13 protein-coding genes are annotated in these 16914 nt (G+C 70.0%); 8 read left to right on the top strand and 5 right to left on the bottom strand.

The genetic code is table 11. The features are described 5' to 3' along the window. Window positions 1-40 precede the first annotated feature (40 nt). Window positions 41-820, bottom strand: a complete 780-nt coding sequence (locus QHF83_RS19460; protein WP_282419368.1) for an AAA family ATPase — start codon at window positions 818-820, stop codon at window positions 41-43. A 585-nt stretch (window positions 821-1405) separates the two neighbouring features. Between QHF83_RS19460 and QHF83_RS19455 the strand changes: the two genes are divergently transcribed. The 8 genes from QHF83_RS19455 (at window position 1406) to QHF83_RS19420 (ending at window position 12433) form a co-directional block, all read left to right on the top strand. Next, window positions 1406-2089: a hypothetical protein gene (locus tag QHF83_RS19455; protein WP_282419367.1), complete on the top strand. Its 684-nt coding sequence runs from the start codon at window positions 1406-1408 to the stop codon at window positions 2087-2089. 84 nt (window positions 2090-2173) lie between these two features. After that, a complete protein-coding gene (locus QHF83_RS19450) occupies window positions 2174-3052 on the top strand; it encodes a hypothetical protein (RefSeq protein WP_282419366.1) in 879 nt (292 codons plus the stop codon). A 201-nt stretch (window positions 3053-3253) separates the two neighbouring features. Further along, window positions 3254-3982, top strand: a complete 729-nt coding sequence (locus tag QHF83_RS19445; RefSeq protein ID WP_282419365.1) for a recombinase A — start codon at window positions 3254-3256, stop codon at window positions 3980-3982. A gap of 21 nt (window positions 3983-4003) precedes the next feature. After that, on the top strand, window positions 4004-5731 hold the full coding sequence (locus QHF83_RS19440; RefSeq protein ID WP_282419364.1) for a DNA polymerase Y family protein: 1728 nt from the start codon (window positions 4004-4006) through the stop codon (window positions 5729-5731). Continuing rightward, window positions 5728-8910, top strand: a complete 3183-nt coding sequence (locus tag QHF83_RS19435) for an error-prone DNA polymerase (RefSeq protein ID WP_282419363.1) — start codon at window positions 5728-5730, stop codon at window positions 8908-8910. Before QHF83_RS19440 ends, QHF83_RS19435 begins: the two co-directional genes overlap by 4 nt. 104 nt (window positions 8911-9014) lie before the next feature. Beyond that, on the top strand, window positions 9015-9923 hold the full coding sequence (locus QHF83_RS19430; RefSeq protein ID WP_282419362.1) for a hypothetical protein: 909 nt from the start codon (window positions 9015-9017) through the stop codon (window positions 9921-9923). Between the two features lie 77 nt (window positions 9924-10000). Further along, window positions 10001-10807: a lysophospholipid acyltransferase family protein gene (locus tag QHF83_RS19425; protein ID WP_282419361.1), complete on the top strand. Its 807-nt coding sequence runs from the start codon at window positions 10001-10003 to the stop codon at window positions 10805-10807. Window positions 10808-10885: 78 nt separating this feature from the next. Continuing rightward, on the top strand, window positions 10886-12433 hold the full coding sequence (locus QHF83_RS19420) for a hypothetical protein (protein WP_282419360.1): 1548 nt from the start codon (window positions 10886-10888) through the stop codon (window positions 12431-12433). A 9-nt stretch (window positions 12434-12442) separates the two neighbouring features. Here QHF83_RS19420 and QHF83_RS19415 read toward each other — a convergent pair whose 3' ends face one another. From QHF83_RS19415 to QHF83_RS19400, 4 genes are read right to left on the bottom strand one after another with little or no spacing between them, the layout of a single operon-like run. Continuing rightward, window positions 12443-12937, bottom strand: coding sequence for a hypothetical protein (locus tag QHF83_RS19415; RefSeq protein WP_282419359.1), 495 nt, complete (start codon window positions 12935-12937; stop codon window positions 12443-12445). Then, entirely contained in the window at window positions 12934-13323 is a 390-nt protein-coding gene (locus QHF83_RS19410) for a hypothetical protein (protein WP_282419358.1), read from the bottom strand. The genes QHF83_RS19415 and QHF83_RS19410 overlap by 4 nt, the downstream gene beginning before the upstream one ends. A 13-nt stretch (window positions 13324-13336) precedes the next feature. Then, the gene (locus QHF83_RS19405) at window positions 13337-14587 is read right to left on the bottom strand and encodes a hypothetical protein (protein ID WP_282419357.1); all 1251 of its coding nucleotides are present in this window, start codon (window positions 14585-14587) and stop codon (window positions 13337-13339) included. After that, window positions 14584-16254: an OmpA family protein gene (locus QHF83_RS19400; RefSeq protein WP_282419356.1), complete on the bottom strand. Its 1671-nt coding sequence runs from the start codon at window positions 16252-16254 to the stop codon at window positions 14584-14586. Before QHF83_RS19400 ends, QHF83_RS19405 begins: the two co-directional genes overlap by 4 nt. Window positions 16255-16914: the final 660 nt, after the last annotated feature.

Genomic DNA, 16914 nt, shown 5'->3' with positions numbered 1-16914 from the left:
TGGCTGTCGGCGCGCGGGCAAGTTCGTGGTGGTGGAAAAATCAGTCGTCGCCGCCGTCGACCTTCCAGTACCGCTCCGGACGCTCCAGGATGCCTCGCGTGATCTGGTAATGCTTCGTCTCCTGCAATGCGACGTGGGGCAATGCGGGGTCGTCGAAGTCGATGATGACGGCGCCTGGGAACGTGAGCAGGATCGGCGAGTGCGTGGCGATGATGAACTGCGCCCGGCCGCGCAGGACGCGATCACGTAGCAGATAGAGCAGCGTGAGCTGGCGTTGCGGTGACAGCGCCGCCTCCGGCTCGTCGATGAGGAAGAGCCCCTCGTGCACGCGCTCTTGGAACACGGTGAGGAACGCCTCGCCGTGTGACCGGAGGTGCAGCGATTTGCCGCCGTAGTACATGTAGGGATCGCCGAGGAAATCCGGATCGCGTTTTCGTTCCTCGAGGAGCGTCGCGAAGTTCACGAGCGTCTCGGCGCGGAAGAAGAAGCCGTCCCGGGGGCGATGACGGAAGCGCGGGCGCAGCACGCGGGCAAGCTCGGAGCCGCTCTCGTGATAGCTGGCGAGCACGTCGGTGTTCGCTCCGCCGCCCACGTGCAGGCCGCAGAGGTCCGCGATCGCTTCGAGCAGCGTCGATTTCCCGGAGCCGTTCTCGCCCACGAAGAAGGTGACCGGCTGATCGAGCCCGAGGTCGAGGCCGCGGACGAACGGGAGAGTGTACGGGAAACGTGGCTCGTCGGGGATACGCTCGGCGACGGCGTACACGCTCCGGAGGTACATCTGGCCTGCGAAGGGCGCCGGTGCAGTTCTCTTCGACGTCATGCCGTTTCCCGAACACTCTCGGACAGCGGGTAAAATGCGGTTCGTGAATCCCTTGGTCCAGTATCGTATCGGAACAGTATACGATACAGCTCTGCTTGACCTGCTTGCACCGCTCCTTCTCCGCTTCCTCGTCGGCCGCTCGCGCAGCCGAGCGGCGTGAACACGCATCCCAAGCCGAGGGCGAGCCCCAAGGACGTGGTGAGCTTCGTCGCCATCGAGCCCATGTCTGGTAGTCTAACCGCCCAGCAAGAGCGGCGCGACCCGCGCCCAGACGCGATCCTCCTCCACTCTCCGGCGGAGCGGAGCCAGACGAACCCGTCTCTCTCCCGCTCCGCGAAAATCACCCGGCGAAAACGCCCCTGATCCTCCCCCGCGCGCGGCCCGCCCTCGCCGAGACGAGACGTGATCCTCCCGTGGTCACGGCCTGTTCGCCGGTAGATCGCGCGTCTCCTCCCCGGCGGCTCGACGTGCACGCCGCCAGGCGACGCGTGTTTCGGGTCCCTCCACGGAGCGCACGGGGGTAGGCAAGCGTCCGCGGCAACTTTCGCTTGACGTGACGGGGCGTGGTACGGTAGCGCACTTCGCATGCGCCGGATTCCGAACACCTATGGTATGCTTTATTTCCTCGACGAGCTCGAATTCTCCGAGTCTGCCCTCGCCGCCGACGAGGACGCCGCCGGGCTCGCCCCGCCCTTCGCCGAGGCCATCGGCGAGTGGGAGGGCCTCTTCGCGCAGGAGCGCGCTGCTCGCCGAGAGGTGACCCGGGCCGAGGCGGTGGTCGCGGTCCGTAACGAGCGGCTCGATTCGCTCACGAAGCGCTTCGCCGCCGCCGTGCGCGCGTTCGTGCCGGAGCTGCTCGCGAAGTTCTTCGGCAGCGCGGCCCCGGGGCAATTCGTGCGCAAGGGGCTGCGCGACCAATGCGAGAAGACGCGCAAAGTGCTGCTGCCCGAGGCCAAGAAGCTCGGCCCGAATCACGAGCTCACGCCCTTCGCGGCCCCGATCGACACGCTCAGCAAAGCCGCGCTCGAGGCGCTCGACGTGCGCACCACGGCCAAAGGCAATCGGCAACTCGTCACGAACGAGACCGACGAATGGAAGGAGGGCATCAACGCCCTGCGGACCGTGACCTACGCGGAGCTGCTCAAGATCGCGACGGCGAAGAAGCTGCCGAGGTCGTGGGTCGAGTCCTTCTTCCGGAAGCCCGACGCGGCCAGGGGCGAAGACGTCGATACGGGCGAAGGCGCCGAGGCCGAAGGCGTCGAGCCCTGAACCCGCCGCCGTCCGGCTGCTCGCGACGCATGGCGACACGCTTCGCGCGCGCGGCCGGATCAACCCGTGTATCCTTCCGCGGTCATGGACGACCCTTTCCGCGAACGTCGACTCTCCCCGGCCGAAGTGCGCCGCATCCTGCGCCGGGCCCTGGAGCTCGCCGAGCAGGACGCCGAGACGCAGGCCGTCGAGACCTCGATGACCGAGGCCGAGCTCGTCCGGCACGCGGGCGAGCTCGGCATTCCGCGCACGGCCATTCGAGGCGCGGCGGTCGAGCATGCGCCGCCCGAGGAGCCGAAAGCCCGAGGCGGGTGGCTCGGCGCGCCGCTGCGGACGCTGTTCGAGGAGGAGATCGAGGGTGAAATCACGTCCGATTCGCACGAGGATATCGTCGACGTGATTCGCAGCGTGACGGGCGACGCGGGGCAGGTGCAGATCGTGGGAAAAACCCTGACCTGGACGCCCACGGTGCACCCGCAATCGCAGCCGAGGCAACTGTCGGTCACGGTGCGGTCGCGCAATGGAAAGACCCTCGTACGCGTGGAGGAGCGATACACGAATTTCGCCGCGGCCTTGTACCTGGGCATCGGTCTCGGCTTCGGGCTCGGCGGAGGATTGCCCGTCGCGGTGGCCATTGCGACCACCACGAAAGATGGATTCGCCGCGGCGCTGGCCGGGGTCGCCGTCTTGATGTTCGCGTTCCTGATCCCGCGGCTTTTGTTCCCCTGGCTCGTGCGGCGGCGGTCGAGGAAGCACCGCGAGCTCCTTTCGCGCCTCTCGGACGTGGCGCACGCGGCGTCGCCGGGCGCGCGGGTGGCAGAGGAAGCGGCCGCGCCGCGGAAGCGCAAGCGGAAGCGGATCGCGGCAGCGAGCGCGGAGGCGGAGGCGGAAGCAGGCGCGGAAGCGGAAGCGGAGGCGGAAGCGGAAGCAAACGCGGGGCGCGGGGCGCGGGCGCGCCGCTGACCTGCCCTCGACCGCCTCGCCCGGTCTGTTCAGTGGTCCTCGGCTGATCCGTCGTCCAGGACACGAACCGGGGCCCCGCCTGCCGATTTCGGTCTTCACCGGACAAGTTCACCGGTGCTCGGACAGCTTATGTCCGTCACGGGCGCCCGGTTCGTGTCATCTTTCTTGGCCCGCGTTCAGGTACCTGGTAGGGTGTTCAGTATGCACCGCGCCGCTGCCACGGTCCTCGCCCCGGACGCCGACGCCCGCCACAAGGAGCTCTTCCAGAGCGCCCTCGTTCGTCCTGCCATCGAGGGCCTCTCCGGGCGCGCCAAGGCCCTGCCCCTGGGCCTCCGCACCGTCGACGCGTCCTTGCCCGAGGGAGGCCTGCCGCGAGGCGCCGTCGTCGAGCTGACGGCGCCCCAGGGGCTCGCCCGCTCGACGACGCTCGCCTTGTCCCTCTGCGCCTCCGCGCAAGCCGAGGCCCGCCTCCGCGGCGAGAGCGACACGCGCGGAGCCTGGTGCGCCTGGCTCGACCCCACACAAACTCTTTTCGCGCCCGCCCTCGGCCGCGCCGGCGTCGATCCCGACCGGCTGCTCGTCGTCCGGCCGAACCTCGACGACCTCGCCCGCGTCGCCGTCCGCGTCGCCGGCTGCCACGCCTTCTCCGTGGTCGTGGTCGACACGGCCGGCGTGCCCGGCTGCCGCGGCGAGGCCCGGCTCGACCGGTGGGTCACGATCGTCCGCCGCCTCGCCCTCGCCGTCGAGGGCAGCGACACGACCGTCCTCTTGCTCACGGACGCGGCCGCCTCCCGCGCGATGCCGCTGCCGGCCGCGATGCGCATCGAGCTCGAGCGGCTCGGCGAGGATCGGCTCGGCCTGCGGGTCGCCAAGGACCGCCGCGGCCGCGTGACGGGGGCGCAGTCGATCGAGCTTGGAAAGAGCGCATGATGGGCGCATGAGGATCGGGTGATGGGCCGGCGAATCGTGGCGGTGGTCTTGCCCCAGCTCGGCTGCGAGCTCGCGCGGCAACGCGCCCACGAGGAGAGCCACGCGGACGGCCCGCTCGCCGTGCTGTTCTCCCGGGGCAAACCGGACGGGGGAGGGGAGGCCGAGGACCGCGCCACGGCCACGCTTGATCTCGTCGACGAGGCCGCATGGCGGTACGGGATCCGCCCCGGCCAGCGCGTGGCCGAGGCGCAAGCGACGCTCGCCGAGCTCACGATCCAGAACGTCTCGTTCACGGAGGTCGACGCGGCGCTCGGTCGCGTGGCGGAGGTTTGTTTGAGCCTCGGGACGACCGCGGCCGTTCGGCTGGCGCCCGAGCACCCCGACGAGGACAAACGCCGCGGCCCGGCGGGCGACGCGCCCTTCGACACGGTCTTCCTCGACGTCACGGGCGCGGCGCACCTCGTGGGCGGCGAGGAGGCCCTGCTCGACGAGCTCTGCGAGCGGATCCACGCGCTCGGCCACAAGGTCTTCGCCGCGATCGCCGACGGTCCGCGCATCGCCCGCGCCCTCGCCCGGTTCGCCGCGAGCCCGGTTCTCGCCAGCGGATCGGCCCTCGTGGTGCGAAAAGCCCCGCACCCGACGGTCGTCGCCAAGCCCGGCGCGCGTGTCCTCGGCCCGCTGCCGCTCACGGCGCTGCCGCTCGATGCCGACACGGCAGCCTTCTTCGGCCGGCTCGGCATCTTCACGGTCGAGGCCCTGACGAAGCTCCCGCGCGGCGAGCTCACGCCGAGGCTCGGCCTGCGCGCCGCCGAGGTGCTCGATCTCGCCTCCGGCCGCGACGATCTGCCGCTCGTCCCGTACGCGCCCCCGCGCACGATCGTCGAGGAGACGAGTTTTGACGACCCGATCGGAAGCGTCGAGCCCATCCTCTTCGTCCTCCGCGGCATGACTTCGCGCTTCGCCGCCCGCCTCGGCGCCCGCGGCGAGGCTTGCCTCTCGCTCTCCCTCACGATCCCGCTCGATCGCTCCATCGCGAGCCTGCGCGATCCAGGCAAGGAGCCGGTCCTCTCGCTCTCGATCGAGCTGCCCTCGGCGCTCTCCGACGCGGGCGACCTCCACCGCGCGCTCCGGGCCAAGCTCGAGCGCGCCGAGCTCTTCGCGCCGGCCGTCGGCGTCCATCTCGAGGTCTCGCAGATCGTCGAGGCGCGGCGCGTCCAGATCGACCTCTCGCGCGACAAGGCCGTTCGTCCGGACGCCCTGCCGGCCCTGCTCGCCGAGCTCTCCGCCGAGATCGGCCAGGATCGCGTGGGCGTGCTCGAAGCGACGCACGCCCACAAGCCCGAAGCGCGCTCGAAGCTCGTCCCCGTCCGGGATCTCGACCAGAAGCGCGCCCCCGCGAAAGCCGATGACCTCGAAGCCGCCGAGGATCGCGATGTCCCGCTGCCCACACGGCTCTTCCCGACGCCCGTCCCGATCGGCCGCATCACGAAGGGCGCGGTCGTCGCCGTGGACAATCGTCTCTACGCCATCGAGTCCTTGCGGTTCGTGATGCGGCTCGACGGGGTCGAGTGGTGGACGAGCTCTTCGGCCTCGCGGGATTACGGGGTCGCCTGGCTCGTGCCGGGCGCCACGAGCGGGAAGGGGCCGGCGGGGCCGAAGGCCGAGGGGGCGTCGCGGGCGGCCGGGCTCGCGTGGGTCTTCGTGGACCGGACGACCGGGGAAGGGTACCTCCAGGGCTGGTGCGAATGAACCGACGAAGGCCGGCCCTCTCCGTCGTCTCCGGTGGCTCTCCCGAGCCTCCGCCCGAGGGGCCCGCGGAAAAACCCGCGTTCGCCGAGCTCTGCGCGCGCTCGGCGTTCTCGTTCCTCGAAGGCGCCTCGCAGCCCGAGGAGATGGTGCGGCGGGCGCACGAGCTCGGTTTGTCCGCGATTGCCATTGCAGATCGAGACGGCCTCTACGGCTCGGCGCGGGCGCACGCGGAGGCGAAGAAGCTCGAACAACCGTACATCGTCGGCTCTGAGCTCACGATCGAGCGGGATGGCGTCCGGAGCGGCAGCATCGTCCTGCTCGCCCAGGATCACGAGGGTTATTCGAACCTCTGCCGCCTGCTCACGCTCGCCCATGCGACCCACGAGAAGGGCACGGCGGGCATCACGGTCGAGGACGTCGCGCAGGCGCACCGCGGCCTCTTCGCCCTCGTCCCGCTCGCGACCCCCGCGCTCGCGACCGAGGCGCTCCTCGGGCCGCTCCGCGACGCCTTCGCCGAGCGCGCCTTCCTCGCCACCTTTCGCCACCTCGACCGCGGCGACGCGCCCCGCCTCGAAGCCACCACGAAGGCCTCCGCTCGTTACGGCCTCTCAGTCCTCGCCACCGCGCGCCCGCTCTTCCACCACGGCGGCCGCAAGCCCCTCGCCGACGTCCTCACCTGCATCCGCCACAAGACCACGCTCGATCAGGCCGGCGCCCTGCTCGCCCCGAACGCCGAGGCCGCCCTGCGCGGCGCCGCCTCGATGCTGAACCTGTTCCGCGACGAGCCCGCCTGGGTCGGGCGCACCGTCGAGGTCGCCGAGAGCTGCCGCTTCTCGCTCGCCGAGATCCGCTACCACTTCCCGAGCGAGGGCCTCTGTTTGCCCGGCGAGACCCCCGACGACGCGCTCCGCCGCCTGACCTACGCGGGCTGCCGCGACCGCTACCCCGAGGGCACGCCGTCCCGCGTCGCGGCGCAGATCGAGAAGGAGCTCGATCTCATCAAGCTGCTCGACGTCGCCCCGTACTTCTTGAGTGTCCAGCAGATCGTATCTCTGGCGCGGGAGAGAAAAATCCTTTGCCAGGGCCGCGGCAGCGCGGCGAACAGCGCGGTCTGCTTCGTCCTCGGCATCACGGCCGTCGATCCGGCGCGATCGAGCCTGCTCTTCGAGCGTTTCCTCTCGCCCGAGCGGCGCGAGCCTCCGGACATCGACGTCGACTTCGAGCACGAGCGGCGCGAGGAGGTCATCCAGGCCATCTACGAGATGTACGGCCGCGACCGCTCCGCCATGGTCTCCGAGGTCATCTGCTACCGCGGCAAGAGCTCGCTCCGCGAGGTCGGCAAGGTCTTCGGTTTGACCACGGATCAGCTCGATCGGCTGAGCGGGCTGGCGCTCTACCACGAGGCCGACACGAGCGAGAAGAAGCTCGCCGAGCTCGGCTTCGACCCGAACGACGCGCGCCTGCGGCAGGTGATTTTCCTGGCGAACGCGCTCGAAGGCATGCCGCGGCATCTGTCGATCCACGTGGGCGGCTTCGTGCTCTCGGCCGCGCCGCTCCACCACGTCGCCCCGATCGAGCCCGCGCGTATGCCCGGCCGATCCGTCATCCCCTGGGACAAGGACGACCTCGACGAGCTCGGCTTTTTCAAGGTCGACATCCTCGCCCTCGGCATGCTCACCGCGATCCGCAAGACGCTCGCGATGATCCACGAGCGCGCGCGCCCGGACGAACCCTTCGACCCGATCGACGCGCTCGCCCGCATCCCCGCCGAGGATCCGGCCGTTTACCAGGCGATCCAGCGCGCCGACACCGTGGGCGTCTTCCAGATCGAGAGCCGCGCGCAGATGTCGATGCTGCCGCGCCTCAAGCCGAAGGTGTTTTACGACCTCGTGATCGAGGTCGCGCTCGTGCGTCCGGGCCCGATCCAGGGCGGCATGGTGCACCCGTACCTGCGCCGCCGCACGGGGCAGGAGGCGCCGATCTCGCCGCACCCTTGCCTCGACGAGATCCTCTCGCGCACGCTCGGCGTCCCGCTCTTTCAGGAGCAGGTCATGCAGATCGCGATGGTCGGCGCGGGCTACACGCCCGGCGAGGCCGATCAGCTCCGGCGCGACATGGCCGCGTGGAAGAAGCACGGCCGCCTCGCGCGGCACCGCGAGCGGCTCCTGCGCGGTTTTTCCGAGAAGGGCATCTCGGCCCGCTTCGCCGAGCAGCTCTACCAGCAGATCCACGGCTTCGGCGAGTACGGCTTCCCCGAGTCCCACGCGGCGAGTTTTGCCCTGCTCGTCTACGCCTCCGCGTGGATCAAGGTCCACCACCAGGCCGCGTTCACCTGCGCGATCCTGAACTCCCAGCCGATGGGGTTTTACTCCCCCTCTTCCCTCGTGCAGGACGCGCAGCGGCACGGCGTGATCGTGCGGCCCGTGTGTGTCGTGTCGAGCGGCTGGGATCACTTCCTCGAAGATCCGGGCGTGATCCGGCTCGGGATGCGCCTCGTAAAAGGGTTCGGCTGGGGCGGGGCCGAGGGCGTGCTCCGGGCGCGCGCGGAGGCGCCTTTCACGGGCGTCGCGGATCTCGTGCGGCGCGCGGGCCTGCAGAAGAACGAGGTCGAGGCGCTCGCGGAGGCGGGCGCGCTCGAAGCGCTCGTCCCGAGCCGGCGCGAGGCGCTCTGGCGAGCCCGCGCGCCGCGCCTGCCGGACGGGCTCTTCGCGAAGGTGCCGCTCGAAGAAGAGAAGGACGTGGGCCTGCCGAAGATGCGCCCCGCCGAGCAGCTCGTGCTCGACTACGGGCGGGTGGGTTTGTCCCTGCACGACCACCCCTTGCGGCACCTGCGCCCGCGGCTCGAGCAGGAGGGCACGGTGACGGCGGCCTCGATCAAGGAGCGGCGCACCGGCGAGTCCGTGCGTGTCGCGGGCCTCGTGGTGGGCCGACAGCGCCCGGCCACGGCGAGCGGCGTCACGTTCGTCACGCTCGAAGACGAGACCGGCGTGGTCAACGTCATCGTGCGCAAGGACCTCTTCGAGGCGAGCTACGCAGCCGCGCGATACGCGAAGATCATGGCCGTGCGAGGCCGGGTCGAGCGGCAGGGTGAAGTCGTTCACCTCCTCGCCGAGGCCCTCGATCGCCTCGACGCGCCCGGCAAACGCGGCGTTCCCACGCGATCACGCGACTTTCACTGAGGCGCGCGCCCCACATCGTTTGTGCTCCAATCGACCGGTTCGAGCGCCTCCCCGGTCGCTTTTTGCTCGCCAGACCGGCCGCGACGCGGCAAAGATCCCGGCTGATGTTCGGCCTCGAACGACCCCTGGCCCGCGGCCTCTTCGCCGCGGCCCTGCTCGCCGCGTGCAGCAGCGGGTCGTCGACGACCACCGAGGCGACGCCCGCTGCGAGCGGATCGCCCGATCCGCCGCCGCTCGGCTCGTTCATCGCGCCGAGCCCCACGCAGCCCCCGCAGCCCAAGTCGCCGCAGCCGAACCCGCTCGGCCTGCCCCCGCGCAAGATCAAGCTCGACCCGCAGCGCCGCGTCTTCACGTTCTCCGAGCCCATGCTGTCGAACGCGCGCATCGGCTCGACGCTCGTGCTCTACGCGGCCACGGCGATCGGCTTCGACGGCGACGACCTCGTCATCGAGGGGAAGGGCGGCGGCCCGTCGTACAAGGTCCACCCGGGCTACGTGATCCCGGTGCCGGACAACGTGAAGCCGAGGCTCAACGACGTCGTGCTGACGGAGTGGAACGGCGTGATGAAGCACGCCGTCGTGCGGCGGTACGTGAAGGATCGGATCGCGGTCCGGTACACGGACATGGAGGCGCGCGCGCCCGAGGGGCTCTTGAAGGGGGTGCGCTGGGTCAAGCAGGTCGAAGGGCTCCAGCCCGGGAACTATGCGGCGCACCGGCAGGAGGGCGAGTACCGGCACGTGCTGCTCGTCTCGCCGTTCGAGGCGGGCGGGGTGAAGCGCTGGTTCTGCCTGGGATTCGGCGGCGCGGCGCTGATCGCCGACGAGGCCGATTTGCAGCGGATCCCGATCAAATGGAAAGGCAAAGCCGGCGCCGTCGTATGGGCCGAGTGGGCGGGCACGATGCGCCGCGCCGTGATGCAGAGCGAGAACGAGCCGGGAATCTTCACCGTGAAGTTCGAGCGAGCGGGCAAGCCAGAGGTCGTGGGTTATGGCCTCATCATGGACCCACTCTGAGCTGCCATACCGCGTATCATTTTGCGCACTTTGCAGGTCTGGAATTGCTTCCCGCGTGGTGTTAGGAAGCCTGATCCATGCAGCTCCGAGAAGCCATTCGCGCCGCGCGTCAGTGGATTCCTTTCACCGCTCGCACCGTCGGGTATGGGACGATCTCGCTCACGCTCGGCCCGGTCACGAACGATCACCGCGCCAGCACCTGGGCAATGAAGCGCTGGTGCAAGTCGAGCGCGCGGGGGCTGCACATCGACGTCGACGCCACGGGGCTCGAGAACGTGCCCACCGACGGCGCGTACGTCTATGCCTCGAATCACCAGAGCCTGCTCGACATCCTCGTCCTCGGCGCGGTCCTGCCGGGGGATTACAAGTGGGCCGCCAAGCGCGAGCTCATGAACATTCCTTTCCTCGGCTGGCACCTCAAGCTCGCGGGGCACGTCCCGGTCGAGCGTGGAGGCGGGCCGCGCGTCGCGGCCGAGGTCATCAAGCGCTTCCAGGAGGTCCTCGGGCGCGGAAAACCCTTGCTCATCTTCCCCGAGGGCACGCGCAGCGAGGACGGCGTCCTCAAGGAGTTCAAGATGGGCGGCTTTTATGCCGCCGTGCGCGCCGGCGTCCCCGTCGTGCCCGTCGCGCTGGAGGGCGCGGGCAACCTCATGCAGAAGGGCGCCCTCGATACCGGCGACGGCTCCATGCGCCTCGTGCGCGTGCGCGTGGGCAAGCCGATCCATCCCATCACCACGGGCAAGGAGTCGGCGCGTGTCGTTGATCTGCGCGACCGCACGCATGCCGCCGTCGCCGAGATGCTCGTCTCCATTGGCGGCCGCGTCCCCGACGCTTCGTCCAAGCCGGACGAGAGCTCGACCGCAGCCTCGTCGGCCGAGTCCTGACGCGCGCTCGCTCTTGACCCCGACGTGGGGCCCGATACTCTCGAAAGATTCTCGTTACTTTCCAGGGTGGAGGGACTCATGGCTTTCGAGCTTTCGTGCTTGGGTGTTCGGCCATTGGCGGTGGCGGCGGTCCTCGGCCTTCTCGTGGGCTGCGGGGGGCACAGCGAGGGTGGGATCGTGCCGAGCAGCTCGGGCGAGCAACCCGATTTCCCCATCCCCGATCCTCCGGACAAGCCCCCGGTCGACTACCCCGACGTCCCCGTTTGCAATGCGGACATCTCCATCGCCGCGGACAGCCGCGCGCTCGTGGTGCGGGATCCGGCCGTGCTCGCGCGCTTCAGCCTCGACCGCGTCCTGAATCAGATCATCACGCTCGCGGGGGAAGAGACCACGCCCGAGGAGCTCGTCAAGCGCCTCTTCGATGCGCAGAACCCCGCGGCCGATGGGGTCTTCGCGGACAACCCCCATTGCGACGATCCGGACAACGCCGCGTTCAAGAACGGCGCGGCCCTCTTCTGCCCGCGGGCCGAGGGGGCGCTCGCGTCGAGCTCGGGGCTCTTCGAGGCGGGCCACCCCGACTCCTTCGTGCCCGTGGCGATCGTCAACCGCTTCGACCTCACGCCCACGTCGGGCTCGAACTGCGGCGAGCACCGCATCGTGTACGCGAAGACCTCGGGCCGCACGGACCCGGCGAATCGCGTGTTTTTGATCTTCGAGGCGGCGCTGCCGAACCCGTCGGGCTTCGACGTCGTCACGGCCTGCCGTCCCGTGGCCGAGGCGTGGGGGAGCTTCGCGACCGAGACGAACGTGGAGGTCGTCGCCGACACGCTCGAACAGCTCTTCTTCACGGGCGTGCAGGGCTTCTTGCCCGTCGTCCACCCCGACCATTACGGCGCCGTCTCCAGCGAGGAGGATCCTTACGGCTCCTCGCACGGCCAGGTGCGCGTGAGCCAGCAGATGCAGGAGCCCTGGGAGATGCGCGAGTATCACCTGAAGCGCATGCCGCCGGGGTCGATGGAGTTCAAGCTCACGTTCCAGCCCGTCACCGTCAAAAACAACCCCCTGCCGGAGCTCTTCGATAGCGCGAACGCGTCGGAGGCCGCCGTGAGCTTCCGGAGCGAGTTCGTCAATTTCAGCCTCTGGGATCTCGCGCAGAAGGAGTTCCCCAAGGTCCGCATGCGGACCGGCAAGCACTTCAACATGGGCGAGAGCGTCGTCTCCGGGGACGCGTCCGTCGATTACGCGTCGCGCGGGATCGGCGTCGCGGGGGCCGATTTCGCGGCCGAGATCCAGATGGGGCTCGACATCTACGAGCTCGGCAAGGATTGCCCCCCGACGGATCCGCTCACGCCCGAGGCGGTCCTGCACCGCGCGACCTCGCTCACCTGCGCCGGTTGCCACGCGCCGCAGCGTTTCCTCGGCCCGGATCGGTCGCTCGGCTGCGGGCTCTCGTTCCCGTCCACGCTCGGCGAGGTCCACATCGACGAGAACGGCACGCTCTCGGAGGCGCTCACGGACGTGTTCTTGCCGCGCCGCGCGGAGGTCCTCACGACGTATCTTCAGGCGTGCGACGTCGGGGCCATCATGAACAACCTCGAGCCCGGCGAGGGCGCCATTCCGAAGTGACGAACCACCTCACATCGAGCCGCACGGCCCGACGTTCCCCGCCCCGAAATAGTATTTCGTGATCCCCTCGCCGCACGGGCACTTCACGGCGCCCATCTCCGCGACGAGGCAGGCGACCACCTCGTCGTTCGGCTCCTCCATCCCGATCAGCTCGACGCACCCGCTGGAGCCCATCTTCACCTCGAGCCAGCCGTTCGTCGTGCAGCCCGAGGCCTCCTGGCAGGCCTTCGCCGTCGCGAGGACCCAATCCTCGAATCCGCAAGGAAAATCGTTCGAGCCGACGCATTTGCCCGTGGGTCGATCCGCGCAGAGCGGATAGGCGTCGCTGCCGAGGCCGCTGTCGAGTTCGGGGATGCCGCCGGCGTCGAACTCGGGGGGACGGTCGATGATCGAGCTATCCGGTTCGTCGCGGATGTCGGCGTGCCGGGTGCAGGCGAGGGGCGCGGCGAGGGCGCCGAGGGCGATAGCGACGAGCGCGACGAGGGCGAGCTTTTGCGATTTCACGGCACGCGCTCCTGCTCTTTGGCCGTGAGCGTCCGGAACCAGACGACACGGTGCGGCGATTGCGTGACCACGGTGTCCGGCTCGATGCGAATGAGCTCGCGGATCGGGAGCTCGTGGTCCTTGGCGAGCTCGCGCGCCTCGTCGTAGGTCTCGGGGCGGGCGTCGTGGACCGTCATGAACAAGAGCCGCGCCTCCTCGAATTGCAGGCGATCGAGGATGCGGACGAGCGTGAGCTCGCCCGGCTCGTAATATCCCTCCACGGCCACGAAGGCGCCGGGGGTATCGATGCGGGCCTCGGGCGGGGTCAATGCGTCCGACGCGCAGCCGGCCACGAGGACGGCGCTCGCCCACCCGAGACAGAGGTTCCGGAGCAACGCTTGCAACAATCCGAGCCTCCCTTCAGAAGCCGAGTGTAACCCCCGCGCTCGGCGCGAGCACGAACGCGCCGAACGGGAACACGGCATGCGCCGCGACCTCCACGAAGGCCGCCCGGCGGCTCTCCCACGCGAATGCGAGGCCCGTCCCGGCGCCGACGAAGCCGTCGCCCGCGCGTTTCCAGACCGTGACCTCCTGCTCCAGGTCATTGCCGCCCTGGTACGGCGGAGCGAGCGGGTTTTCCCGGACGACCGTGCTCCCCTTCACGTCGACCATCGCATATCCGCCGGTGAGGAACGCGTAAGGCCGGAGCCCGGAGCGGGCGAAGAGGTCGTCGCCGAACCAGTGCGTCGCGCGGGCGGCGACGGAGAACGGCACGAACGCCGTGCCCTCGCGCGGCGTCGGTCCCTCGCCGAAGAAGGCCCAGCCGAGCCGGACGCCGAGTGTCGTGTCGTAATGGATCAGCCGCTCGTATCCGAGGACGACCCGCGTCGGCCCGAGGCCTCCGGAGAGCTTTGCGTTCGTCTGGACCGGCGTGCCCGTGTATTGCGCGTCGTCCGCGCGGAAACAGGCAAACCCCTCGTTTTCCTGCGAATACAGGCTGCAAGCGCCCGCGGTGGCGAAAGCGCCCACGTCTTGCTGCACGCCGAGGGTGAACCAGTTCTTGCGCCGATCGGCGCGTTCGCAGAACCCGCGCCAGCTGCACGTCGTGCCGCCCTCGCAATCGGCGTCCGACTGGCAGGCGATCTCCACGACCCGCTCGCTCGGGCAGCCGAGCAGGCCCGCGGGGCAATCGGCCGGATCGGGACATTTCGCGCCGCTGCCCTGGCCGGGCTCCAGCACCGTGTCGTGCTTGATGGTCACGAGGTACGGCCGCGCGCGGGACGCGCCCGTGGCGATCACGCGGCCCTCGGCGTCGTGGACGCGGATGTAGTAGCGGAGATCCCCCGTGACGGTGCTGATCTCGAGGCACGGGATCGCGCCCTCGTATTTCGCGCCGTTTCGGCGGAGCTCGAGCGCCGTCCAGTCCGGATCCCCCCAGAGCCGGTAATGCACGAGCACGCGGCGCGCGCGGAGCGCGATGTCGATGGGGAGCTCGATCGAAATGGGAACGGCGCGGAGAATGCCTTGCTCGGCCGTCCGCTCCAGCGTCGGGTTGTGCAGCACCTCGGGGCCCATCGCGGCCCGGTCCTCGCCCGGCTCCTCGGCCCGGCCCGGGCCCGAAACCGAGGCGATCGCGAGCGCGGCGATCGCGAAAAACTTCGCGCGGCTCATTTCGCGCCTCCCTTCGCGGGCTTGGCCTCGTCCTTCGCCGCCGGCTTTTTTTCGAGGATCCGGAACTCGACGCGCCGGTTCTTGCTGCGGCCCTCCTCCGTCGTATTGTCCGCGATTGGCTTGTCCGAGCCGTATCCCTTCGGCACGAGCCGCCCGCGAGCGATGCCGCGCCGGACCAGCCATTCGACCACGCTCTCGGCGCGGTCTTGCCCGAGCTTGCGGTTCACGTCGGGGCTGCCCGTGTCGTCCGTGTGGCCTTGCACCTCGACCCGCGTGACCTCCGGGTGATCCGTGAGCACCCGCGCGACCTCGCCGAGCACGCCGTCGCTCTCCGGCCGCAGCACGGCCGTGCCCGTCTCGAATTGCACCTGCTGCGAGATCACGATTTCCTGCTCGGCGAGCGACGCGACGGGCGGGGGCTCCGGCTCCTTCGGCTTCGGACAACCATTGCCCTCGGGCGGCTTCGGGCCCGGCTCCGTGGGGCAGGCGTCCTTCTTGTCGGGCACGCCGTCCTCGTCCGTGTCCTTCGGGCAGCCGTGCGTCTTGCGCACGAACGTGGCCTCGCCCGCGGCGCGCGGGCACGCGTCGTTCTCGTCGGGAATGGCGTCGCCGTCGTAATCGGGCGGAGGTTCGGGGCAGCCGTGCAGCAAGGGATCACCCGATTCCACGCCGACGAGATCGATACAAGCGTCGCTCTTGTCCGGAATGCCGTCCTCGTCCCGATCCGGCGGGGGTTTGGCCTTCTCCGGCGCATACCCGAGCAGCGCGAGCACGCGCACGTCGGCGCTGCCCGCGCCACGCCCGAGGCCGGGTCCCATCGCGAGCCCGATTTCGAGCGGTCCGCCGGTGATGCGGTAGTGCCCCGTGACGAGCGCATGCGCGACGGTCGCGCGGGGATCGAAGAGGCGCGCGCCGCCGAGGAAAGGCAGCTCGGCCGAGAGCTCGCCGCCGAGGCTCAAGCTGCGCGCGCCATCCACGAAAAAACCGCCCGCGAGGCCGAAGGTGAGGGAGGTGGCGACGCGCGTCGGCAAGACGCCCGGCAATGCGACGGCCGGGCGGGTGCGCAGGCCGCCGGAAAAGGCGCCGTGGAGCCGCTTGCCCGTGGCCTCCGCGACGAGCGCGAAGCGCCCGCGAATGGCGCCGTCGCCGGCATATCCGTCGGTGGCCGTCGGGAGCCAGAGGGACGCGGAGAGGCCGAGGGCAGCGCCCTGTCCGGCTTCGTCGAGTCCCCCCGCGAGGCGGACGCGGGCGCCGAGTCGTATGTCGCCAAATGATGCCCCGACGCCGGCGCGGGGGAAGGCGTCGCCCGAGGGCGGGGCGCTCCCGGCCTGGGCGATGGAGAAGGGGACGTCGAGGGAGAGGGTGGCCCGATAGAAGAGCGAGAGGGACGCGAGGGCGTGGAAGAAGGTTTGATCTGAAACGATCGGGTCGAGCTCGTCGGCGTCGTTCCGGAGGACGAGGGGGCGGCGCGCGTAATCGACGAGGAGGCGCGCCGAGGGGAGGAGGTGGCCGCGGACGTCGGCGTGCTCGACGAGGAAGGCGCGATCGCCGGCGGGCGCGGGTTCGACGGCGAGGGAAGGGGTCTCGTCGGCGGCCGCGAGGCGCGGAGAGGCGACGAACGCGAGGGCCGGGAAGAGGAACGGCAAGAAGCGCGGCCCGGGCGTCACGGGGCAGGACGGTAGGCGGGGGTGGGGGAGGGGGTCAAGGGGCAGCGCGTCGGCGGTGTAAGTCGGAGCCCTTGCTTGCGTTCTCGCGTGCATGCGAGTCTCCACCCTCCTTGCCGGATCCCTGATCACCGCAACCGCGCTCCTCGGCGCCTGCAGTTCGTCCGGGACCGCGAGCCCCCCCGCGACCGGAGCCGAGAGCACGAACAGCTGCGCCGAGCGCTCGAATCGAGCCATTCAAGCGGTTCAGGCCGTCGTCGAAGCCAACCGCGCCTGCACGACCGACACGGACTGTACGCTCGTGGGCGTCGCCGGAGCCTGCTTCGATGCGTGCTCGGACGCGGTGAGCGTCACCGGGGTCGATGCCGTCAAGGCAGCCATCGCAGAGGCCGAAAGCCGCGAGTGTCCAGCATTTGCGGCTGCAGAGTGCCGCCATATCGTGCCCCCGTGTGTCCCGCCGTCGCCTCCCGCATGCCGCGCGGGGAAGTGCGAGTAACTGACAAATTTCTGGCGCTTTACCGCCGCGGGGCATCCGCCCCACACCCGGACATCCTCTTCGCCGGCCAGCCAAAACAGGCCGATGCTCTTTCCCCGTGATCTCCGCCGCGATCCGAGCGAATCGCGAGGGCGCTTCCTTCTTGACAGACTTCGATTGAATTGGTC

This window comes from Polyangium sp. 15x6 (assembly GCF_029960785.1).
In the GTDB taxonomy this organism is placed as follows: domain Bacteria; phylum Myxococcota_A; class Polyangia; order Polyangiales; family Polyangiaceae; genus Polyangium.
This window is presented reverse-complemented; position numbering and strand designations above follow the sequence as displayed.